General features: G+C 62.1%; 23 protein-coding genes. 2 read left to right on the top strand and 21 right to left on the bottom strand.

Annotated features, from left to right (window positions below; genetic code table 11):
- Positions 1–166: 166 nt before the first annotated feature.
- From K7H94_RS11510 to K7H94_RS11610, 21 genes are all read right to left on the bottom strand, one after another.
- Positions 167–1,399 carry a beta-ketoacyl-ACP synthase gene (locus tag K7H94_RS11510; protein ID WP_222952048.1) on the bottom strand — a complete coding sequence of 411 codons (1,233 nt, stop codon included), beginning with the start codon at positions 1,397–1,399 and terminating at the stop codon, positions 167–169.
- Positions 1,399–2,130 (bottom strand): 3-ketoacyl-ACP reductase FabG2, encoded by a 732-nt coding sequence (locus K7H94_RS11515; protein WP_059010474.1) that lies wholly within the window; start codon positions 2,128–2,130, stop codon positions 1,399–1,401. The genes K7H94_RS11510 and K7H94_RS11515 overlap by 1 nt, the downstream gene beginning before the upstream one ends.
- The gene (locus K7H94_RS11520) at positions 2,130–2,603 is read right to left on the bottom strand and encodes a hotdog family protein (RefSeq protein WP_222951066.1); all 474 of its coding nucleotides are present in this window, start codon (positions 2,601–2,603) and stop codon (positions 2,130–2,132) included. The genes K7H94_RS11515 and K7H94_RS11520 overlap by 1 nt, the downstream gene beginning before the upstream one ends.
- Positions 2,596–3,753 (bottom strand): beta-ketoacyl-[acyl-carrier-protein] synthase family protein, encoded by a 1,158-nt coding sequence (locus tag K7H94_RS11525; protein WP_222951067.1) that lies wholly within the window; start codon positions 3,751–3,753, stop codon positions 2,596–2,598. The genes K7H94_RS11520 and K7H94_RS11525 overlap by 8 nt, the downstream gene beginning before the upstream one ends.
- Entirely contained in the window at positions 3,750–4,325 is a 576-nt protein-coding gene (locus K7H94_RS11530; protein ID WP_059010480.1) for a DUF3261 domain-containing protein, read from the bottom strand. Before K7H94_RS11530 ends, K7H94_RS11525 begins: the two co-directional genes overlap by 4 nt.
- On the bottom strand, positions 4,322–6,643 hold the full coding sequence (locus K7H94_RS11535; protein WP_222951068.1) for an MMPL family transporter: 2,322 nt from the start codon (positions 6,641–6,643) through the stop codon (positions 4,322–4,324). Before K7H94_RS11535 ends, K7H94_RS11530 begins: the two co-directional genes overlap by 4 nt.
- A complete protein-coding gene (locus tag K7H94_RS11540) occupies positions 6,609–7,220 on the bottom strand; it encodes an outer membrane lipoprotein carrier protein LolA (RefSeq protein WP_222951069.1) in 612 nt (203 codons plus the stop codon). The genes K7H94_RS11535 and K7H94_RS11540 overlap by 35 nt, the downstream gene beginning before the upstream one ends.
- Complete coding sequence (locus K7H94_RS11545; RefSeq protein ID WP_021508257.1) at positions 7,217–7,633, bottom strand: acyl-CoA thioesterase; 417 nt, start codon at positions 7,631–7,633, stop codon at positions 7,217–7,219. The genes K7H94_RS11540 and K7H94_RS11545 overlap by 4 nt, the downstream gene beginning before the upstream one ends.
- Positions 7,626–9,263 (bottom strand): glycosyltransferase family 2 protein, encoded by a 1,638-nt coding sequence (locus K7H94_RS11550; RefSeq protein ID WP_420874729.1) that lies wholly within the window; start codon positions 9,261–9,263, stop codon positions 7,626–7,628. Before K7H94_RS11550 ends, K7H94_RS11545 begins: the two co-directional genes overlap by 8 nt.
- A 50-nt stretch (positions 9,264–9,313) precedes the next feature.
- Positions 9,314–9,661: an ApeI family dehydratase gene (locus K7H94_RS11555; RefSeq protein ID WP_058759692.1), complete on the bottom strand. Its 348-nt coding sequence runs from the start codon at positions 9,659–9,661 to the stop codon at positions 9,314–9,316.
- Positions 9,648–10,976, bottom strand: coding sequence for an AMP-binding protein (locus K7H94_RS11560; protein ID WP_222951071.1), 1,329 nt, complete (start codon positions 10,974–10,976; stop codon positions 9,648–9,650). The genes K7H94_RS11555 and K7H94_RS11560 overlap by 14 nt, the downstream gene beginning before the upstream one ends.
- Complete coding sequence (locus K7H94_RS11565) at positions 10,973–11,533, bottom strand: COG4648 family protein (protein ID WP_021508261.1); 561 nt, start codon at positions 11,531–11,533, stop codon at positions 10,973–10,975. Before K7H94_RS11565 ends, K7H94_RS11560 begins: the two co-directional genes overlap by 4 nt.
- Before the next feature lie 8 nt (positions 11,534–11,541).
- Positions 11,542–11,793, bottom strand: coding sequence for an acyl carrier protein (locus tag K7H94_RS11570; protein ID WP_021508262.1), 252 nt, complete (start codon positions 11,791–11,793; stop codon positions 11,542–11,544).
- A gap of 11 nt (positions 11,794–11,804) precedes the next feature.
- Complete coding sequence (locus K7H94_RS11575) at positions 11,805–12,062, bottom strand: phosphopantetheine-binding protein (protein ID WP_222951072.1); 258 nt, start codon at positions 12,060–12,062, stop codon at positions 11,805–11,807.
- 3 nt (positions 12,063–12,065) lie between these two features.
- Positions 12,066–12,866, bottom strand: coding sequence for a lysophospholipid acyltransferase family protein (locus K7H94_RS11580; protein ID WP_021508264.1), 801 nt, complete (start codon positions 12,864–12,866; stop codon positions 12,066–12,068).
- Positions 12,856–13,587 carry a beta-ketoacyl synthase chain length factor gene (locus tag K7H94_RS11585; protein WP_222951073.1) on the bottom strand — a complete coding sequence of 244 codons (732 nt, stop codon included), beginning with the start codon at positions 13,585–13,587 and terminating at the stop codon, positions 12,856–12,858. Before K7H94_RS11585 ends, K7H94_RS11580 begins: the two co-directional genes overlap by 11 nt.
- A gap of 193 nt (positions 13,588–13,780) precedes the next feature.
- The gene (locus K7H94_RS11590) at positions 13,781–14,170 is read right to left on the bottom strand and encodes a hypothetical protein (RefSeq protein WP_058759697.1); all 390 of its coding nucleotides are present in this window, start codon (positions 14,168–14,170) and stop codon (positions 13,781–13,783) included.
- Positions 14,171–14,406: 236 nt separating this feature from the next.
- Positions 14,407–15,777: an efflux transporter outer membrane subunit gene (locus K7H94_RS11595; protein ID WP_159378284.1), complete on the bottom strand. Its 1,371-nt coding sequence runs from the start codon at positions 15,775–15,777 to the stop codon at positions 14,407–14,409.
- Positions 15,774–16,865 carry an HlyD family secretion protein gene (locus tag K7H94_RS11600; protein ID WP_222951074.1) on the bottom strand — a complete coding sequence of 364 codons (1,092 nt, stop codon included), beginning with the start codon at positions 16,863–16,865 and terminating at the stop codon, positions 15,774–15,776. The genes K7H94_RS11595 and K7H94_RS11600 overlap by 4 nt, the downstream gene beginning before the upstream one ends.
- Positions 16,862–18,547 carry an MFS transporter gene (locus K7H94_RS11605; protein ID WP_132465245.1) on the bottom strand — a complete coding sequence of 562 codons (1,686 nt, stop codon included), beginning with the start codon at positions 18,545–18,547 and terminating at the stop codon, positions 16,862–16,864. Before K7H94_RS11605 ends, K7H94_RS11600 begins: the two co-directional genes overlap by 4 nt.
- A 2-nt stretch (positions 18,548–18,549) precedes the next feature.
- Positions 18,550–18,981, bottom strand: coding sequence for a MarR family winged helix-turn-helix transcriptional regulator (locus K7H94_RS11610; RefSeq protein WP_058759700.1), 432 nt, complete (start codon positions 18,979–18,981; stop codon positions 18,550–18,552).
- A gap of 477 nt (positions 18,982–19,458) precedes the next feature.
- On the opposite strand from K7H94_RS11610, the gene K7H94_RS11615 reads away from it, so the two are divergent.
- Entirely contained in the window at positions 19,459–19,716 is a 258-nt protein-coding gene (locus tag K7H94_RS11615; protein ID WP_058759735.1) for a biofilm/acid-resistance regulator YmgB/AriR, read from the top strand.
- Between the two features lie 151 nt (positions 19,717–19,867).
- A complete protein-coding gene (locus K7H94_RS11620) occupies positions 19,868–21,367 on the top strand; it encodes a SulP family inorganic anion transporter (RefSeq protein ID WP_222951075.1) in 1,500 nt (499 codons plus the stop codon).
- The last annotated feature ends 34 nt before the right edge of the window (positions 21,368–21,401 follow it).

The raw sequence follows: 21,401 nt of genomic DNA on the forward strand, positions 1-21,401 counted from the left end.
TATCCCCTGATGTAAATTATACTGAGAATCATTATTATTGCGGTTTGCGATTATGCGCAGCGTACAGCCAAATGCAAGCGAAATCCGGCGGTGTATCACCGCCAGAGGCATCATCGGGGAGAAAGATTCCCGCCGGGCGACGGGAATGAGGGGTAAACGGAGAGACTCAGGCGTCGCGCCAGCGTTTAAACACCAGCGAGGTGTTGATACCGCCAAAAGCAAAGTTGTTTGACTGGACGTAATCGGTCTGTAGCTGCCGGGGCGCGCCAGTGATGTAATCCAGCTCACCGCATTCGGCGGCGGGCTGCGTCAGATTCAGCGTGGGCGCAAACCAGCCCTCACGCATCATCTCAATACTCATCCACGCTTCCAGCGCGCCGCAGGCACCCAGCGTGTGACCGAAGTAGCTTTTCAGCGAAGAGATGGGCGTACGATTGCCAAAAATCGCTGCCGTCGCCTGGCTTTCGGCAATATCGCCGCGATCGGTGGCGGTACCGTGTGCGTTAATGTAACCAATCTGCGCTGCCGTCACCCCTGCACTGTCCAGCGCGCGCTGAATACAAATCTGCATGGTTTCACGCTGCGGCTGAGTGATATGGGCCGCGTCACAGTTAGTGTGAAAACCGACCAGCTCCGCATAGATGGTTGCGCCGCGCGCCTGCGCATGTGCCAGCGATTCCAGAATCAGCGTGCCCGCCCCTTCGCCAATCACCAGACCGTCGCGCTGTTGATCGAACGGTGCCGGCGAGGTGTGCGGCGCGTCGTTACGCTGGCTGGTGGCAAACAGCGTATCGAACACGGCGGCTTCCGAGGGGCACAGCTCCTCTGCCCCGCCCGCGACCATCACGGTCTGATAGCCATGGCGAATGGCTTCCCACGCGTAGCCAATCGCCTGGCTGCCGGAAGTGCAGGCGCTGGACGTGGGGATCACGCGACCGCGCAGACCAAAAAACAGTCCGGCGTTAACCGCCGTGGTGTGCGGCATCATCTGCACATAGGTGGTGCCGGTGATGTTGTTGGTGTGCTTTTCCGTCAGCATGGTGGCGAATTCGCTCACCGGACCGGTGCTGCCGGTCGAAGACCCATAGGCGATGCCAGTTTCACCATTGGTCAGCACCGGATGGTCAATCAGGCCGGCCTGCTCCAGCGCCAGCTCGGTGGCACGCGTCGCCAGCAGTGAGACGCGGCCCATGGCGCGGATGCGTTTGCGCGTGTAGTGCGGCGGCAGCGTGAAGTCATCGATCGGCGCGCCCAGCAGCGTGTGCAGGCCATCATAGACTTGCCACTCCGGCATTTTACGTACTGCATTCTGACCCTGTTTAATGCGCTGCGCTACCGCGCTCCAGCTCTCACCGAAAGCGGTGACGCCGCCCATACCGGTAACCACTACCCGCTGCATCACAACATCCCTCCGTTGATGGAAATCACCTGACGCGTAACGTAGCCAGCGATATCCGACATCAGATAGCTGGCCAGGCCAGCGACTTCGTCTGCCGCGCCCATACGTTTCATCGGAATGATTTTCAGCGCTTCGTCGATTACCTGTGGCTCAAGATCGGTCATGCCGGTATCGATCAAACCTGGCGCGATACAGTTAACGGTGATTTTGCGTTTCGCCAGTTCAATCGCCAGCGCTTTCGTGGCGCCGATGATACCGGCCTTGGCCGCGCTGTAGTTGACCTGTCCGCGGTTGCCCATCATGCCGGATACCGAAGAGAGGGTAATGATGCGTCCGCCCTGGCGCAGGCCGATCATCGGCATGACGCAGGGATGAATCACGTTGTAAAAGCTGTCGAGGTTGGTGTGGATCACGCTGTCCCATTCATCTTCGGTGAGCGCCGGAAAAGCGCCGTCGCGGGTAATGCCCGCATTGCTGATCACACCATAATAAGCCCCGTGCGCGGCGATATCCTGCTCCAGCGCGTTACGCGTGGCTTCCCGCTGTGCCACGTCAAACTGCAGCGTGCGGCCGCGGCCGCCTGCGGCAACGATCTGCGTCAGCGTCTGCTGTGCACCGACGGCGTCGCGGTGGTAATGCACCACAATATCAAATCCGTCGGCGGCCAGACGTAAAGCCATGGCACGGCCAATACCTTTACTGGCCCCGGTTACTAATACGCTGCGGGTCATCACTCGGTTCCTTGTTGCGCTAATCGGGTTAATTCGTCGTCGTCGGGCTGGTAGGTGTTCAGTCGTCCGCTGGCCAGCAGGCTGGTGCCGCAGCGGATCTCGCCCTCAAAACTGCCCAGCTTGTCATCGCGCATCAGCAGGTGCATCTCAATCTGCAACGCACTGTGTGCCGCGAAGGTGGGCGCACTGGCACGATAGCCGCGCCCGCCCAGCAGCATGCCGGGGCGGATGTCACTGGCACCGCGCTGGCGGGCATGAAAGCCGGACCAGACGCCCACGGTCTGCGCCATGATCTCGACGCCAAACCACGCCGGCAGCTCGCCCTGCGGCGTGAGAAACGGTGCCAGCACGCCGTGCGGGCTCACCGTGACCGCACAGACAACGCTGTCTGGCGTGACGTCAAGCACGCGCTCAAGCAGCAGCAGCGGCGCGCGGTGCGGCAGGTAATCGCCCACCGGCAAAAAATCATTCATGCGAAGATCCTACAATCAGGCAGGTATTGTTCCCGCCAAAGGCAAATGAGTTGGAGGCAATCACCGGGCGCGCCAGCGGCTGTGCCACCGTCAGCAGTCCACAGGCTGGCAGCGTACTATCCTGCGTCGCGTGCGAAAAATCCTGCGGCGGTAGCGACAACTGTTGCTGGATAATCAGGGCCGCCAGCGCGGCTTCGGTGGCGCCTGCTGCGCCCAGCGTGTGGCCGGTGAGATGCTTAGTGGAACTGCACGGCACGGCATCGCCAAACAGGCGGTGAATCACCGCCGCTTCAACCTGATCGTTCAGCGGCGTGGCGGTACCGTGCAGATTGATATAGCCCACCTCGTGCGGCTGCAAACCGGCCTGCTGCAGCGCCATGCGCATGGCGGCTTCCGCGCCCACGCCCTGCGGATGCGGCGCTGACATGTGCCAGGCATCTGACGATTCACCGCAGCCCAGCAGCGCCAGCGGCTGTGGCTCGCGCGTCAGCAGCAGCAGCGCCGCTGCTTCGCCAATCGAAATACCGTCGCGCCCGGCGCTGAACGGTGCGCAGTGATGTTCCGACAGCGAATCGAGGCTGGCAAAGCCGTTAATCGGCATGCGGCTGAGCGAGTCCGCACCGCCCACCAGTGCTACGTCGGCCAGACCGGCAGCAATCAGCCGCGCCCCGCTGATGATGGCGCGCGCGCTGGAGGAGCAGGCCGTAGAAATCGTGTACGCCGGGCCATCCAGCTGCAGATAGTGCGCCAGAAAGCGCGACGGATCGCCCAGTTCCTGCATCCGGTAGTCATAACCGGCATGACCGCCGTCCGTCTGCCGATCGCCCTCATCCACGCCGGAAGTACTGGTGCCCAGCACGATGGCCACGCGGGCGCGACCATAGCGCGTAATCGCCTCATCCAGCGCTGGCTGACACTGCTGCAGCGCCGCCAGCAGCAAACGATTGTTGCGCGTATCATGCGCCGCCAGTTCAGCCGGTACCGGCGGCAGCGCGCCCGGCACTTCACCCAGCCAGCAGCGTTTGCCCTGCGCTAACCAGCCGTCACGCGGCTGCATGCCGGGCGCTGTGCCCTGCTGTAGCTGGGCGGCAATCTGCGCCAGGCTGCTGCCCAGCGCATTGACCATGCCAAAAGCCGACAGGTAAATCATGAGGAGGCGTCCAGATGCTGGATGTGAATCTGATAGCCAAAGGCGCGCTGATCAACGCTAATCGGCTCACGCTGTTCCCCGCGCTGCAGATAATGAATCTGGCTGATCAGTTGGCCGGAGGCATCGCGCAATTCGCGCCGGTCGCCCACATCGCGTAGCGTCCAGCCGGACGGCAATTGCGGCTGCCACGCGCTGACCGGCCAGTAGCTCAGCATAATATCGGCCAGCACCTGGCTGGCTGGCGGCAGGTCGGGCAGCGCCATCATCTGCTGGGTATGAATCCCCTGTTGATCGTAAGTGACGCGGAATAGCCGGATGCCAAGCGATGACAGCCCGGCCAGCGAGATCTGCTGCGCATCCGCGCTGAGCAGCACCAGCAATGACTGGGTTTTGCCCTTCACGCGGCCGGTCAGCAACTGCTGCTGCTGAAAGCCGGGCGAGATGCCCGGTGCCGGCAGCGTGACGCGCACGCCGGGTTTGAGCCAGGCCGTGGGCCGGCTGGACTCGTCATGGTGAGACGCACATCCGCTCAGCAGCAGGCTGAGCGCCAGCAGTAACGCACCCATTCTCATCGTGATTTCCTTTTTCCGCCCGCCAGCGCCAGCGGCGCCAGTAAAAATGCACAAAAAATTCCGCTGCACAGCACGGTACCAAAGCTGCTGATGGCGCTGGTGCTGCTGAATACCAGCATGCCTAGCGTCAGCAGCGTGGTCATCATCGCCAGCGTCACCGCCAGCATCGACGTCAGCGGCGTGCCGCGCGGATTACTGAAAAACAGCGTGTAATTGATGCCAATGCCCAGCACCAGAATCAGCGCCAGCAGCGCAAACAGATTCAGACTGGCACCCAGCCAGCCGAGCGTGGCCAGCGCGGCCGCCAGCGACAGCCATGACGGCAGCGCGCTGCGTAGCCCGGCTTTGAGGCCAAGGCGCAGGGTGTAGCTGACGGTGATCAGCAGCAGCGCCAGCGCCAGCAGGCCGCTTAGCAGCGTGCGCCAGAAGCCAAACAGCTCATCGTAACGGGCCTTGCGATCGACCCAGCTCACGCCTGCCTGCGCTGTCGCCAGCTTTTGCAGCGCGGCACTGTTCTGCACGCCGCTCACCGGGACCAGCACGCTGCTGCGTCCGTCAGGCAGCGACAGCCACAGCAGCCGCCAGCCTTCACTCAGCGGACTCGCCAGCCACGCCTGCACGCTGACCGGCATCGGCTGCAGACTGGCCTGCGCCAGATGGATGCCGGCCTGTTGCAGATGCGCCATGATGGTCGGGGCCGCCTGCTGTAACAGCGCGACATCCTGCTGCTGCTGTTCCAGCGAGCTAAGCGGCAGCAGGCGATAGCTCGCCAGCCAGCCCTGCTGCTGCGCGCGCTGCAGTTCGGGCGCCAGCGCATTAAGCCGCTGCAACACCTGCTGCTCGTTATCACCCCAGACGACAAACCAGGTTTGATCGGCCTGCTGCCCGGTGAGCTGCGCCAGCTGGCGATCCTGCGCCAGCAGCTGCGCCGGCGCGCTCTGCAGATGAGCAATATTATCGTCGACGCGCAGCTGTAAGATGCCGCTCAGCGCGTAAAGGGCTACCAGCAGCGGTAACCCGACGCGCAGCCCACGCTGGCGGCGCCACGCGGCCAGCCAGCGCGCCAGCCACACCATCGCCGGCACCGGTCGCACCGGCAGGCCGCGCACCAGCCACGGATAGAAACAGATCACCGTCAGGCACGAGGCGCTCAGACCGCTGGCGGCAAAGACCGCCAGCTGGCGCAGCCCGGGAAACGGTGCCAGCAGCATCAGCAGCCAGGCGATCGCCGTGGTGCCCAGCGCCAGCAGCAGCGTACCGCGCACTTTATGCAGACTCTGCCACGGTGTGGCGTGCTCGCCGTGCACCATGCGTTCCGTCAGGTAGTACAGCGTATAATCGGCCGAGATGCCGACAATACTGAGACTCATCACCAACGTGGTGAGATGCAGCTCACCAAAAAACAGCAGCGTGAACACGGTGCCGGCCATCGCCCCGATGGCTACCGACAGCGCGCTCAGCGCCAGCGGCCACAGTGAGCGAAAAACCAGCCACACCAGTAGCAGCAAACCGCCCAGCGTCACGCTGCCCAGCGTGGCAACATCATGCTGCGCGCGCTGGCTGGCATCGTCGCTGAACAGCACCGTGCCGCGCGTCAGCAGCTGCGCCTGCGGCCAGCGCTGTTTCAACTGCTGCTCAAGCTGATGCAGCGCGCTGACCAGCTGATGGCTCTGCGCCATGCTGAAGGCGTTATGTACCAATTCGCCGTGCAGAAAATACCAGCGGCGCTGCTGCGCATCGCTGACCGTCAGCCAGCCGTTGTGCAGCACCATTTTGCTGGCGTTCTGCTGCAGCGCCAGCTGCGCGCCACGCACCAGCAGCAGCGGGTCACCGGCAAGCTCTTTGCTGCTCACCCCGGCAAACGCCGAAAACAGCTGCGCCAGAATCCAGTCGGCCTGCGCGCCGCCGCCGTGCTGCAGTCGCGCACGCGTCAGCGGATCGATCAGCCCATTGCGATGCTGATAAGCAAAGCTTCCCCAGCGCTGCAGCTGATCATCATCCAGCGCGCCGCTGACCTCACTGAGCATCGGCAGTGCCCGGAGCTGTGCCTGCCACCACGCAGCGGCGGCGTCACCGTCCGCACCGGGCGCACTCACCAGCCACACCATCTGGCGGTCGAGCCGCTGCATAAAGCCCTGCTGAATCTCCGCCGGTGCCTGGCCAAGATTCTGCTGCGGCAGCAGAGCCAGCACGCTGCTGTTAATGTGGCTGCGCGGCAGTAACCAGGCCAGCGCCAGCATCAGCAGCAGACAGACGGCCAGCCACGCGCGCGCGGCAAAAATCTCACTGCGCTGCGGCAAAACGGGCTCGCTCTTCATCAGTCAGTTGGCCGGGCTGCGTACGGGTATCGCTCAGAGTGATTTCCGTTTTATCGCCCTGGCGGTCATCCAGCGTAATGCGGTTGAGATACGCCGCGCCCTGCAGATCGATGCGGTTGAAGATCTTATTCAGCGGTGCCGCTTTCGGCGTCAGGCTCAGCTGCCAGCCGTCGCCACCGTCATCGTGGAAATCGAGCACAAAATTCTCGCGCAGTACCTGCTCATCCGCCTGGAACAGCGCGCGCAGCAGATGGTTAAACTGGAACATTTGCGGATTGCTGTCAGCGGTGATCACCTGCGGTGGCTGGCCGCTCATGCTTTGCACCATGCGGTGATCATCCAGAATCAGCGTCATCGGGAACGGTGTCGCCTGGTGCCACCACAGCCCCTGCTGCTGAGCAATCAACAGCTGGCCGCGCGACACCAGCGGCTGCGCCATGCCGGCGATGCTGCGCACCTGAACAAAGCTGGCGCGAATCACCGGCTGGCTGGCAAAGCGCTGCTGTAGCTGTTCCAGCGTCACCGCGCTGGCGCTGGCGCTGAGCAGCGTCAACAGCAGGCAGACCAGACGAATCATGATGACACCCCCAAACGCTGCAGCAGAATATCCGGCGAGACAAAGCACATCTCCTGCGTACTGGCGCTGACCGCCACCTGCAGCGTGTGCGCTTTGGTGGTCACCTGCCCGGCAGCGTTACGGATGACATAATCGATGCGCAGCCGGTTTTCATATTCGCTGATGCTGGCTTCAACACGAATGGCCTCTTCACAGCGCAGCGGCAGGCGGTATTTAACCCGGGTATCGACCACCGGCCAAACGTAGCCGCTGGCGCTCATCTCTGCATAGCTGTAGTTGATACTGCGCAGCAGCGCTTCACGCGCCACTTCAAAGTAGCGGAAATAGTTGCCGTGCCACACCACGCCCATCGGATCGCAGTCATGAAACGAGACCACCCGTTCAATCTCCGCGCGCCAGCTTGCGTCACGCATCGCGTTGCTCCTCTTCGGGCAGAGCCCAGAAATCGTAAAAGTTAAACCAGTCCAGCGGTGCCAGCAGGGCATGATGCTGCAGGCGCGCAGCGTAGCGATCGACCGCCGCCTGCAGCGCCTGCTGTCGCCCGTTGCGCGGCAGCGGTAAAGGATCGGCAAAGGCCTCGCAGTGCACGCGCAGTTTGCCCTGCTGGCGCAGCGCGAACATCAGCAGCACCGGACAGCGCAGCGCCGCCGCCAGCACAAAAGGTCCCTGCGGGAACGGTGCCGGTTGGCCCATAAATTCACTCCACACCACGCGCCGTTCGCCGCCGCGCTGACGCTGCACGGCGGTGCGGTCGCCAACGATGGCCACCCACTCACCGGCATCCAGCTTTTGCTGCAGTAAAATTGCGGTGTCCGGGCCGATATCACTGACCGGCAGCAGATTGACGCCCGCATGCGGCGCAATGCTCTCCAGCACCGCGCGGAAGCGCTGGGCGTTGTCGGTGAACACCAGCGCGTTGATCACCAGACCGCTGACCTGCTTCGCCATCGCCCGGCAGGCTTCGATATCGCCCAGATGCGAGGCGAGAATCAGCTGGCCTTTGCCTTCAGCGCCGCGAATCACCGCTTCCGCACCGGGCGCGAAGTCGATATCGCGTCCCCATTGCAGGTCACCGCGCCAGCTGGCGACTTTATCCAGCATGCTGTTGCCAAAACGCAGGAAGTGGCAATAGCTGCTGAGCGGCCGCGGCAGCGCAATCTGCTGTTGATGCGCCACGGCCTGTACGCGCGTCAGCCACTGCTGCGACGCCGCCCGCGCCGCGCGACCGCTGAGCCAGTACACCGCCACCACCGGCCACAGCAGCAGAATAAACGGCAGGCGGCCGGCACGCTGGTACAGCCACAGCATAAAGCGCAGCCCCCACTGGCCGCGGCGCTCTGGCGTCGCTGCCCAGTGCGCCTGCTGACGCCGGCGGGATAGCAGCTGCGGGATGCGTGGCAGCATGCCAAAGAACAGACGGGTGTGCATCCACGAGATACGCAGGTTGTCATGCAGCGCGTCAAAGTGTGAGACGCCGCTCGGCGGATAGGTCACGCGCGTGCGGATAAACCGGCTCGGCGTGCCCTGCCAGTAGAGGCGCACCATGATCTCGGTGTCAAAATCCATGCGCTGGCCGATAGCGCGGCGATCGCACAGCTCAAGCGACGCTGCCAGCGGATAGACGCGGAAACCGCACATGCTGTCTTTCAGCGAAAACGACAGCGTTTCCACCCATACCCAGAAATGGGTGATGTAGCGTCCATAGAGCCGGGATTTCGGGATTGAGGCATCGTACTGCGGCTGGCCGGAGATCAGGCAGTGCGGATAGCGTTCGGCCTCTGCCAGCATGCGCGGTGTGTCCTCCACCTGATGCTGTCCGTCGGCGTCCAGCTGCAGCGCATGACTAAAGCCCGCGGCCGCGGCGGCGCGCAGTCCGGCAATCACCGCCGCTCCCTTACCCTGGTTGTGCGGCAGCGTCAGCACCCGGAGCTGCGGCGCATCCAGCGCAGCGATATGCTGTTTAGTCCGGGCATCGCTGCCGTCGTCGACCACGATCACCGGCAGGTTGAACGGGGCCAGCCGCGCCAGCACCGACGCCAGCATGGCACCGTGGTTGTAGCAGGGAATCAGCACGCAGGGCGCAAAAGAGGCACTCAGCACAGGCGAATCTTCCCGCTGCTGGCGACCTCAGCCTGCGCACCGCGCAGCAGCGCGTAGCGAAAACTTAGCAGCGACTTTTCCGGCAGCCACTGCAACTGCAGCTCCAGCTGCGCATCCGGCGGCACCGGCTGCTGGAATTTGATGTTTTCAATCGAGGCAAAGCTCTTACCAGGCGCCAGGCGCGTCAGGCCGTAGTGCAGTACCCAGTCAAGCTGCGCCACTCCCGGCAGAATCGGCAGCGTCGGGAAGTGGCCGCGAAACCACAGCAGGTCGGCAGCCGCCAGCAGGCGCAGGGTGAGCGTGCCATCCTGCTGTTGCGCGTCTAATTCAACCGGTAACATCAAACAATTCCTCTATCTGCGGCCATGCGCGCTTGCTCTGCGCGGTGACCGGAATCGCCGTCACCACCCGCCAGTAGCGCGGCATGGCGACCGGCTCCAGCCAGGGTTGCAGCGCGCGTTTCCATTGTTGTTTACGCTGGTGCAGCGTGGCGGCGTCTGGCAGTTGCGGCAGCGCCAGCACCACCGCGATGGCATGGCGGCCGTGACGCTGAATCGCCAGCGCGGCGGCATCTTCCACACCAGGCAGCGCCAGCAGGCGACGCTCTACTTCGCTCAGCGACACGCGCTTGTCTTCAATTTTCACCACCCGATCCTGGCGCCCTGCCAGCTGAAACCGGCCCGACGGCTGCTGCACGATACGGTCGTCCAGCGCACAGCCCGCGCGGCTCTCCAGCAGATCGGAGAAGACCTGCCAGCGCTGCGGCGCGATCTCGCGCAGCGAGACGTGGGGGAAGCACTGCCACAGCGCAGCGTCATCGCTGGCCCGGCGCCACGCGATCACCCCGGTTTCGGTACTGCCGTAAATTTCATCCACCGCGCAGTCCAGCGTTTGCTGCGCGCGTTGCGCATCCGCGCCCGGCAACGCGCCGCCCGCGGAGACAATCAGTGCACAGGGCGGCGCCACCAGCGCCGTGTCCAGCCGGCGCAAAAACGCCGGGCTGCTGATAAAGGCGTAGCGGCGATCGGCACGCTGATCCGCCAGTTGCTCACCATAAAAAATTTGCTGCGCGGCGAACGGCAGGCCGAGCGCCATCGGCAGAATAATGCGAAAACTCAGGCCATACAGATGCTGATGGCTTACCGAGGCAATGACGTGACACGCCTGCAGACGCGTGCCCCACAGATCGGCCAGCCACTGAGCTTCCAGATCCATGGCGCGCAGTGATTTGACCACGCGACGCGGCGTTCCGGTTGAGCCGGAGGTGAACAGCACCAGACTCGCCTGCGCCGCTATCTCTGGCAGCGCGCCCTGCGCCAGCGCGCCGTCCCAGCGTAGCTGTGGCAGGGTGACCGCCAGCGGCATATCGCTGATCACGCCATCAAGACTGTCGTGCATCTCTTCCAGCTGCGCTGCGCGGCAGTGGCCCGGGATGACCGGCGTTTTGCCGGCGTACCAGCTCGCCAGCAGCGCCACGGTAAAGTGGTAACTGTTGTCAAAGCACAGCGCCCAGCGTGCGCCAGGCTGCGCCTGTAGCTGATGGGTTAAGCCCAGCACCTGCTGCCGCATCTGCGCCAGCGTATGCAGCTGTTGCCCCTGCCAGGCGACGAGACGATCGGCGCCGTGCAGCCAGTCGCGAATCGCCACGGCCTTCATGCGTGTTTCCTCATGCGCTGACGCAGCAGCCATTCGCCGCCCATCAGCGCGCCCATCAGCACATAGCTGATGCACCCGTTCCAGAGTGTCCATAGCCGGATATGACTCAGCAGGCAGGTAGTCAGGGCCACGCTGCCGTTGAAAATAAAAAACCCGCACCACACCTGCGTCACGCGTCGGGTATAACGGACGGCACGCGGCGGCAGCTGAGGTTCACGCAGGCGCGCCAGGCGCTCTACCAGCGGCATCGGGCTGAACAGCGACGCGGCGAACAGCAGAAGCAACAGGCCATTCACCACCACCGGATACCACAGCAGCAGATGCTGCGCCCGCAACACGATACTGGCGAGAGACAGCAGGCAGCCGATCAGCGCCAGCAGCAGCAGCGTGCGGTTCAGCGCGCCCTGCGCCTGACGCAGGCTCCAGATGCGCGCCGCAAACACCAGCGCCAGCAGCACCAGCACGCCGCGCCACTGCGGGTGAGTCAGCGCCAGCCATACCAGCAATGGCCAGGCGATCAGCGCCAGCGCGTTCAGCAGCTGCAACAGCCTGTGCATGGCGTTTATCAGGCCTGGTCGCGCATCAGCTGGTCGACGGCGTCAACCACGTCCTGTACGGTGCGCACCGCGCGGAAGGCTTCTGGCTTGATCTTACGCCCGGTGCGTTTTTGCAGATGCACCACCATGTCAACCGCATCAATACTGTCGAGTTCGAGATCTTCATACAGGCGAGCGTCCGGGCGGATCTCGTCCGGATCAATTTCGAACAGCGTAGTCAGCAGCGTCGCCACTTCCTGGTAAATATCTTGTTTATTCATGTCGACGGTTCTCAGGCTTGCTGTTGTTCAATAAAAGCGGCCAGCGTGGCCACGGAAAAAAAGTGCGCCCGCAGCGTTTCGCTCTCGGCGGAGAGCTGCACGCCGAAGCGGTTTTTCACCGCCAGTCCCAGCTCCAGCGCATCGATCGAGTCGAGCCCCAGCCCTTCGCCAAACAGCGGTGCATCGCTATCGATATCATCCGGGCTGATATCTTCCAGATTCAGCGTGTCGATAATCATGGTTTTAATGTCGTCAATCAGTGCTTGCATAACTTACTTTGTCTCTTCAGGCACCAGCGCCTGTTGCAGATAACGCGTCAAACGGCGCGCGGCCAGCGGCTGCGCATCCTCATCCGCTTCGTGAAAGGCGTGGCTGGCAATACGCGATTGTACGCGTACCGTAAAAACCGGTTTAACCAGCGGAATCTGATACCAGCGGCTTTGCTTGTCGAGCATACGCTGGGTACAGGTGATATGAATCACGCGCAGATCGCATCCGGCGCGCACCGCAATATTTGCCGCACCGCGCTGCAGTTGCAGCGGCTGGCCGTAGCGGGTGCGCGTCCCTTCGGGGAAAATCAGAATGGTATCGCCGCGTGCCAGCCGCTGCTGGCTATCCGGCAGTAGCGTCTCCGCCTCGCTGTTAATCAGGTAATCGGCTGATTTAATAACGCCGCGGAAGAAAATGTTGTGCTGCAGGTCGGCCTTCACCAGGCAATCCATCTCGGGTAACAGCGAGGCGATCATCACGTAATCGATCAGCGACGGATGGTTAGCGACAATCAGGCAGCCGCGATCCTGACGCAGCGCTTCTGCGCCCAGCATCTGATAGTCATACACGCCGACAAAACGGCAGAAGCGCAGAAAGCAGCGAAAGCTCCATGCAATGCTGCGGCGCGCGATCTGCCGCCGGCGCAGACCGTCACGCTGAATCAGCAGCAGCAGGTTGAACCAGATCAGCGACAGCAACAGACCGCCAATGCTGAACAGGCTAAAGCAAAGCGCGGTCATCACCAGCCGCCAGTAATAGTTGCCACCGCGCCGCTGGCGCATCGGCATAGCGTTATCCGCCATGAGCACGCTCCCAGCGCCACTGATGACGCTCGCCGGCAAGGGTGAAATCCGCCGTCTCGCTCAGCATCGCATGCAGAAACTGCAGGCTCTGCGGCAGCGCATCGGGCTGAGCGCGGGCGGCGGTCGCCGTACAGCGCCACGCTTCGCCGGCGCGCAGCAGCAGCGCAACCGCGTAGGGTGCATTAAAGGTATCGATCTCCGGCAGCCACGGACGGTAGTAGTCGGGCACCAGCCCGTCAAAATCCACCAGCAGCACCTGCCGGTAACCGGCCTGATGCAGCGTGGTGACCTCAAGCAGGCCCTGCTGGAAGCTGTCGATGCCGGCAGAAATTGACGATGACACTAATGGCTGACGTGCGGCGATGGTCAGGCTGCCGACCGCCGAGTTGTGCACCGACATCGCGAAGTCGGTGGGGGATAGCGGCTGGCCGTCCGCAAGCGTACGCAGAATACGCAGATTGCGTTCCAGTTCGCCATGGCGGCTGGTAAACACCACGGCGTCAACCGACTGTCGGGCCAGCAGCGCAAGGCCGCACTCAACGGCGGCACGGCTGCCGGGGCTGAGGCGACGGGCAGTCATCATCGGTAAAAACTGAGGTTTGGCGATAGCCAGGCAGGCATCCAGTACCGGCGCGTGTTGCGCCCAGCGCTGCCAGTCGTCGGCGCTGCTGTGGCCCGGCGCGATGGCATGCCAGTCAACAAGGGAGTAAGCGAGTTTCATACCTGCATTCTTTCTTCAGCCTCAGGGATGGTCAGATTTTCGCTGCGCGGCATCCCTTCCCTGCTCTCTATTCCAGTCATCCGCCTCACGCGGATGTCGCCGAGTTCTCAGGCGGACATCGGGTCCGCCTGATTCTATTTCGGCAGCGTGCCGGCTAACTTTACGATTAACTGTTAGCGGCGCGCGTGATGACTTATTTTACCGCCTGCACCGCCAGACGGGTCTGGATGCCCTGGTTCAGGTTCTGAATCCAGCGGTTGTAGTTGCGGTGAATCTGGCCACTGCCTGCTTTCAGGTTGGTGCTGCTGACGTAATCAATGCGGTAGCTGTTAGCAGTGTAGGTGATACGGATGTTCGCCGTGTGGCCGCGTTCTGCCAGCAGACCATTCATCACGCCCGGACCCGCCGGTGAGATCACCCAGTGATTGGCCGCGCCAGCTTCCACGATTGCCCGCTGCATCTGCTGATCGCTGTAGCTCTGCGCGACCGTCTGGCTGACGTTCTGGATCGGTGCCGTGCGCGATGCACAGCCGGTGATTAATACCGCTGCAACCAACAGTGCCAGCGTGGCTTTTTTATTCATCATTTCCTTTTCTTCCCCTGTCATGGCAAGCCGCGCAAACACGCGGCCGTGCAGGCAATAACCCCTGCATAGTTCCGTTCAGACTGTGTAAAGCGCCGCGGATAATACCACTAATTGTAAAGACAAGTAAAAAAAAGCATGAACCACTTAAGTTCGGGCTGGTGCTGTTGTGAAAGCGGGGTGAACGGGCTTTAGACGTCATTTATGACCGCAGCCAGGCGGCTGCGGCATGATGATCAACCCTGCCAGCCGCCGCCGAGGGCGCGGTAGAGATCGATTTGCGCCAGCAGCAGCGTGTTTTTCACCGCCACAATATTCAGCTGGGTGCTGAACAGCGTGCGCTGTGCATCAAGCTCATCGAGATAGGACGCATAGCCATTCTGATAACGGTTGCGCGCAATCCGCCACGCCTCGGCAACGTAGCGCTCCTGCGCCTGCAGTTCCGTCAGCTGCTGCTGGCTGCGCGTAATGGCATCCAGCGCGTTATCCACCTCGGCAAAGGCGTTGCGCACCACCCTTTCGTAGCCGTACAGCGCCTGGTTGCGCGATGCCATCGCCACATCCACCTGTGCGGTCAGCGCTTCGCGGTTGAGCAGCGGTGCCAGCACGCTGCCGCCGATGCTCCACAGGCGGAACGGATTATCCAGCAGATCGTGTAGCTGGCTGCTCTGCAGCGTGCCGGACGCCGTCAGGTTGAGCGATGGCAGCAGCTGTGCCTGTGCCGCCGCCAGCGACGCGTCGCTCGCCAGCAGCAGGCGCTGCGCCTGGACTATGTCAGGCCGGCGATTCAGCAGCTGCGACGGCAGCAGCGCCGGCAGTGCGTGTGGTCGCAGCTGGTCGAACTGGCTGCTGCGCGCAATCTGGCGCGGATTCATGCCAACCAGAATGCTGAGCGCGTTCTCCTGCTGGGCGATCTGATGCTGCAGCTGCGGAATTTGCGCTTTCGCCGTCTGATATTCCGATGCCGCCTGCATCCATTCAAGCCGCGAGGTATAGCCGGTTTCGAACTGACGCTGCGCCAGGTTTAGCGAGTTCTGCCGCGTTTCCAGCGTGGCCTCGGTGACGCGCAGCTGCTCGTCGAGCGCGCACAGGCTGAGGTAACCGGACGCGACCGAACTGGCCACCGTCAGCTCGGCTGCCGAGGCCGCCGCACGCTGCGCTGCCAGCGTGGCTTCCGCCGCGCGGATGCTGTTGCTGCGGCTGCCCCATAAGTCGACCTCATAATTCGCCTGCAGCAGCCCCTGAAAAACCGCACTTTCGTACGGCTGACCGGTCGCCGCTGACAGCGCACGCTGATGGGTTGCCGCCACGCCCGCCGACAGCGTGGGGAAGTTGTCGCCCTGCGCAGCGCGCAGCTCGGCGCGATACTGATCAACGCGCGACCGGGCAATGAGAATATCGCTGTTGTGCTGCAGCGCCTGGTTCACCAGCCAGTTGAGGCGATCATCACCAAAGCTGCGCCACCACTGCGCTTCCGGCGCGGCGGCGGGCCCGACCTGCTGACGCCAGTCGGGTGGAATCGGCAGCGACGACGGCGCCTGCTCCACTTCGCGGGCGCAGCCGGTCAGCAGTAGCGCGATGAGCGCCGCGAGTAACGGCCGCTTCATAACGCATCCCGGCTTGGTTCGGCGGCGGTATCAATGTCGACTTCCACTGACATCCCGGGCCGCAGCTGCTGCAGATCGTCACCAAGAATTTTGATGCGCACCGGAATGCGCTGGGCGATTTTCACGAAGTTACCGGTGGCGTTATCTGGCGAGATGGCGCTGAACTCAGATCCGGCGGCGGGCGAGATAAACTCAACGCGGCCGTCAAAGCGCTTGCCGTCCAGCGCATCAACGCGGATCGACACCGGCAGGCCGGGACGCACGCGCGCCAGCTGGGTTTCCTTCAGGTTGGCGATCACCCATTTATTATCCGGCACCACCGAGGTTAGCCGCGTACCGGCAGTAACGTACGTGCCTTTGCGCACCGACAGCTGACCGAGCTGGCCGCTGTCCGGCGCGATAATGCGCGTGTTGTCCAGATCGATATTGGCCAGCTCCAGTGCCGCCTGCGCGCTGGCTACGTCGCCGGCCAGCGCCGCGCGGTTAACGATAGTGGTTTGCAGATTCTGCTGCGAGACCGCCACCTGCGCCGCCGCCTGGCGCAGCTGGGCCTGAGCCTGCGCATTGGCTGCGCGCGCGGCGTCACGCTCGCGTACCGACAGCGAGCCATCCGCCGCCAGATTTTCCACCCGCTTCAAATCCAGACTGCTTTTCAGCGCCTGCGCTTTGGCATTCTCCAGCGCGGCTTTATTGCTGGCGATTGTGGCCTCCGCACTCTTCCGCTGCTGCTGGTTGTTATTCTGCGCGGCAATCTTCATCGCCAGCTGTGCCTGCGCCTGATGCACGCGCTGGCGATAGATACGATCGTCAATGGTCATCAGCAGCTGTCCTTTGCGCACCGGCTGCAGATCCACCACCTCAACGTTCGTCAGGTAGCCGCTGACCTGCGGGCTGATAAAGGTCACCTGGCCGCGCACGTAGGCGTTTTCCGTTGACTGGATGGTGCTGGTAAAGGGCCACAGCTGCCAGGCGTATAAAATCACCAGCACGCCCACGATGGCGATACCGCTCCCGGCGGCGATAGAGAGAATGCGTCGGCGGTTGGTGCGCTCGCGCTCCGCAGCCTGTAGATCGTCCTGTTGACTCATGGGGTCTCCGTTCGGTTTGCTGGCGCAGCCTGCTGCTGTTGCTCAGTCAGATTATGTCGCGCCTGGCGCCAGTTGAGATAACGCAGCCGCGTCAGGCGCCACAGCACCCACATCAGCGTTATCATTGCCAGCGCGGCGGTCAGTAAATAGGTATCGTTATAAGCCAGCACGTTGGCCTGCAGCGTGGCCACGGTTTGCAGCTGACTGCTGCTCTGCGCGCTGAGCAGGCCGCTGTCCGCCAGCTGGCTGCGAAACAGCGCGCTGTACTGGCTGAGGCGATCCACCACATTGGGATCGAGCAGCGACAGCTGATCGCCCAGCAGGCTGGAGTGATATTTTTCGCGCCACGTCTGGAAGGTGCCGAGAATGGCGGAGCCAATCAGCCCGCCAAGATTCTGGCTCATGCCAAACAGCACGACAAAACTCACCAGATTTTTCGGCTGAGTCACCACGCCGCCGATGCCAAGCAGCATCGCTGGTCCAAGGAAGAAAGCACTGCTGAAACCGAGCAGAAACTGGCTGAAGTAGAGATTGCTGGCACGCGTCAGCGGGCTGGATTGCGCATCCATCAGCGAGGCGACAATCATTACGGCCAGCGAGACCACGATTGGCCAGCTCAGATGGTTGGGTTTGATGGTCAGCGCGCTGGCAATCATGCCGCAGATTACGCCCGCAATGATCGCCAGCGCCAGCCCGCGCATCTGATCGTTGAGCAGGCCCAGCTGCTGCAGAAAGCCCACCGCACCGGTATTCTGCTCGGCCAGCACGATGCGCATCATGATCATCACGATGCCGAGCCGCACGATCATGCCATTGCTCAGCCAGCGGGTGTTAATCAGCGGGTTAGCGCGGTTATGCTCCAGCACCACCGCCGCGACAATCAGCACCAGTGCCAGCGCCAGACAGACGCCGAGCCAGGGTGTGCTGAACCACCACTCAATGCGCCCGAGCGACAGCACGCCGCACAATAACGCCATGCCCGGTGCCAGCAGCATAAAGGTGACGAAATCGAGCTTTTCGAACGCTTTGATACGGTCGCCCGGCGGCAGCTTGACCACCAGCACGCAGCCCAGCGCAATCATCGCCAGGCCCAGTTCAAACAGATAGAGGCCGCGCCACTCCTCCAGCTGCAGCAGCTCGCTGGAGAACAGCCGCGCCAGCGGAATCGCCAGCTGTGAAGCGGTGATGCCAATCACCAGCGCTTTAAGACGGTGCTTCGCCGGCCAGGCCTGGATCTGATAATAGATGCCCAGCGAGCTGAGCGCCGCGCCCACCATGCCGTGCGCGGTACGCACGATAATCGCCGAGCTGAGATCGTTCGCGAGGATGTGAAAAAACGCCACGATGACGTACAGCACCAGAAAGGCTTCGGTAAACAGCCGCAGACCAAACTGCTGGCGGAACTTCACCAGCAACAGATTAATGGAGATATTGCCCATCACGTAGACCGCCGGCAGCCAGGCGATTTCGTTGCTGTATGCGGCGAAGGTGCCCTGCAGATTGGTGAGGTTGGCGGTCACCAGCGCATTACTCAGCGCGCCGGTAATGGAGATCAGCAGGCCGATCAGGCCAAACGCGATGCGTTTCGATGGCGCATGCAGCGGTGTCGAGGGCGATCCCGGCAGCATCGGCTTTTCGTGCGGCAGCCATTCGCGAGGGGCATACGGGTTACGTTTCGCCACGGCTATACGTTTCCTAAGCGTTCAAGCAGCTGCTGCAACACGTTTTCAGTCACTGCCAGCGCGGCGGGATCGATATCGGCCAGCAGCTGGGCGCGCAGCGCATCCGCCTGCGTTTTCACCGTAGCGAACGCCTCGTTGCCCTGCTCGGTTAACACCAGCAGGCGCTTGCGACGATCTTCCTTTGGCTGCACCCGTGCCAGCAGTTGCTGTTTCACCAGCCGATCGACCAGCGGCACCACACTGGCTTCCTCCAGTCCCAATAGCTGTGCCAGCGCCTTTTGCGTCGGCGGTTCACTGGCGGTCGCCACGCTGGCAATTGCCAGCCAGCTACTCATACTCAAACCGCTCTCTTTCAGGCGGCGATCAACCGCCAGCCGCCACGCATGGGCAGTAAGATGCAACAGACGGGAGAACGGTTGTGGATGGTCAGTCAAAGCGTAGCGGCCTAATGGTTAGAGTTCTAACTAAATGGGAGGGTTATTATAAGCTAAGCGACGTGCGAATGAAAAGTTTGCTTACATCAGCAAATTTAGTCGTGCTGCGCGCAGATTACCAGTTTCACTTAAGTCGCAAAAAGGCCCGAGCAGGCCGCGTGTACAGCTTGCCTGTATAACTTTTTTTACAAAATACCCTATATTATTGAGTAATTTAGCCTGATCAGCACGAAATGCACAAGCCGCCGCTTGTACAGATTAGGGGTTACTGTATAACTTTAGCCGCCATGAATCGGTTAACGATTCGGTAACGAATGATGCAGTTGCGTCGCCTCTGAAGGTGTTGTGGATTTCCACCTTCAGAGGTGTCTTTTTGTGTTGGGTGGTGAGTCAGGTTTTTCGCGCCTGTCCGCGCGGAAATATTTCATCCTGGTTGTGCTGGCCGCTGGGCCATCAGCCAATCTTAAGGGCTTACACATGCAAAATGCTGTCAACAGCAGCGATGTCCTCGCTGACAATTTCAAACAGGCCGTTAACAGTGAAACCAATGAGATGGAAGTCCTGGGCCATCTCATTGCTGAAATCCTGCACAGCGGTATGCCGGTGACCAATAAGGCCATTATTGCCGCCTTGATTGGCCGGCTGGAGCAGGAAGCCGATGTCGTCCAGCTGGATGTCTACCGTCACCTGCTGGAACTGGTGGTTCACCAGACTCCGGATGATTTTTCGCTGTAGCCGCAGCGGATTCCAGGGATGGAATCAACCTTATCGCCCCGTTTTACTGGCGCCTCGCGTCATCCCCCGGTAACATCGCCCACGTTAACTTTTCCACTAAATAGTGCTATGCCGTGACGGCATGCGCATCCAATAAAAGAGCCTGCAACAGATGAGTCAAACTGCCGATCGCCCCGCTGCCACAGCGAGCGACATCACGGTCGCACGTGTGCTGCGTTCACCCTCTCTTTTCACCCGCGAGTGCCTGGCCGGGGTGATTACCGCCCTGGCGCTGATACCGGAAGTGATTTCGTTCTCCGTGATTGCCGGCGTCGACCCTAAAGTCAGCCTTGTCGCTTCGGTGGTGCTGTGCCTGACGCTGTCGATTCTGGGAGGACGGCCAGCGATGGTCACCGCGGCGGCCGGTTCCGTCGCGCTGGTGATCGGACCGATGGTGCACGCGCATGGCGTGGAGTACATTCTGCCAGCGGTGATCCTCGGCGGTCTTATTCAGATCATTTTCGGCCTTGCCGGGCTGTCGCGCATGATGCGCTATATTCCGCGCTCGGTGATGATCGGCTTCGTTAACGCGCTGGGTATACTGATTTTCTTTGCACAGGTGCCGCACGTCTGGGGCGAGTCGGGTCTGGTGTGGCTGCTGTTCGCCGCCACGCTGGCCATCGTGCTGCTGCTGCCCAAAGTGCTTAAAAGCGTGCCTTCGCCGCTGGTGGCTATCGTGGCTGTCACCGCTGTCGCGCTGCTGCTGGGCTATCGCGTGCCCAACGTCGGCGATGAAGGGCCAATGCGCGCCGGCCTGCCGGATTTCACTACCCTGCTGGTGCCGCTTAATCTGCACACGCTGCAGATTGTCTGGCCCACCGCGCTGTCGGTCGCCTTCGTCGGCCTGATGGAATCCCTGCTGACCGCCAAACTGGTGGATGACATGACCGATACGCCTTCCGGTAAGCGGCGTGAATCCTGGGCGCTTGGCGTCGGCAATATTCTGGCAGGCTTTTACGGCGGTATCGCCGGTTGCGCGATGATCGGCCAGACCATTGTTAACGTTGAGCTGGGCAAGGCGCGTACCCGGGTGTCCACCGTGGCCGCGGCGCTGGTGCTGCTGTTGCTGGTCACCGGTCTGAGCCAGATCATGGCGCAGATTCCGATGGTGGTGCTGGCGGGCATTATGATGGTGGTCGCGGTGAAAACCGTGAACTGGCACAGCCTGCAGCCGGCCACGCTGAAACGCATGCCGTGGTCGGAAACGCTGGTGATGGTGCTGACCGTCGCCGTCACGGTGTGGACCGGTAACCTTGCGCTTGGCGTGCTGGTGGGCGTGATGCTGGCCATGATGCTGTTTGCCCGCCGCATCGCTCACGTGATCCACGCCGAACGTCAGCTGAGTGACGATGGCCAGCAGGTGCACTACACGGTGCGTGGCCCGCTGTTTTTCGCCAGCAGCAACGATCTGTTTGAGCATTTTGACTACGGCCACGATCCGCAGCGCGTCACCATCGATTTGACCCACGCGCAGATTTGGGATGCTTCCAGCGTGGCGGCGCTCGACGCTATTGAGTACCGCTACCAGCGGCACGGCGCCAGCGTCACCTTCACCGGCCTGGATAACCGCAGCAGCGATTTCCTCGATCGCCTCAGCGGCAATCTCGGCTAGATGTGCGATCGGGACGCCCGCCGCGGGCGTCCTG

It is taken from the genome of Pantoea dispersa, assembly GCF_019890955.1.
Taxonomy (GTDB): Bacteria; Pseudomonadota; Gammaproteobacteria; order Enterobacterales; family Enterobacteriaceae; genus Pantoea; species Pantoea dispersa.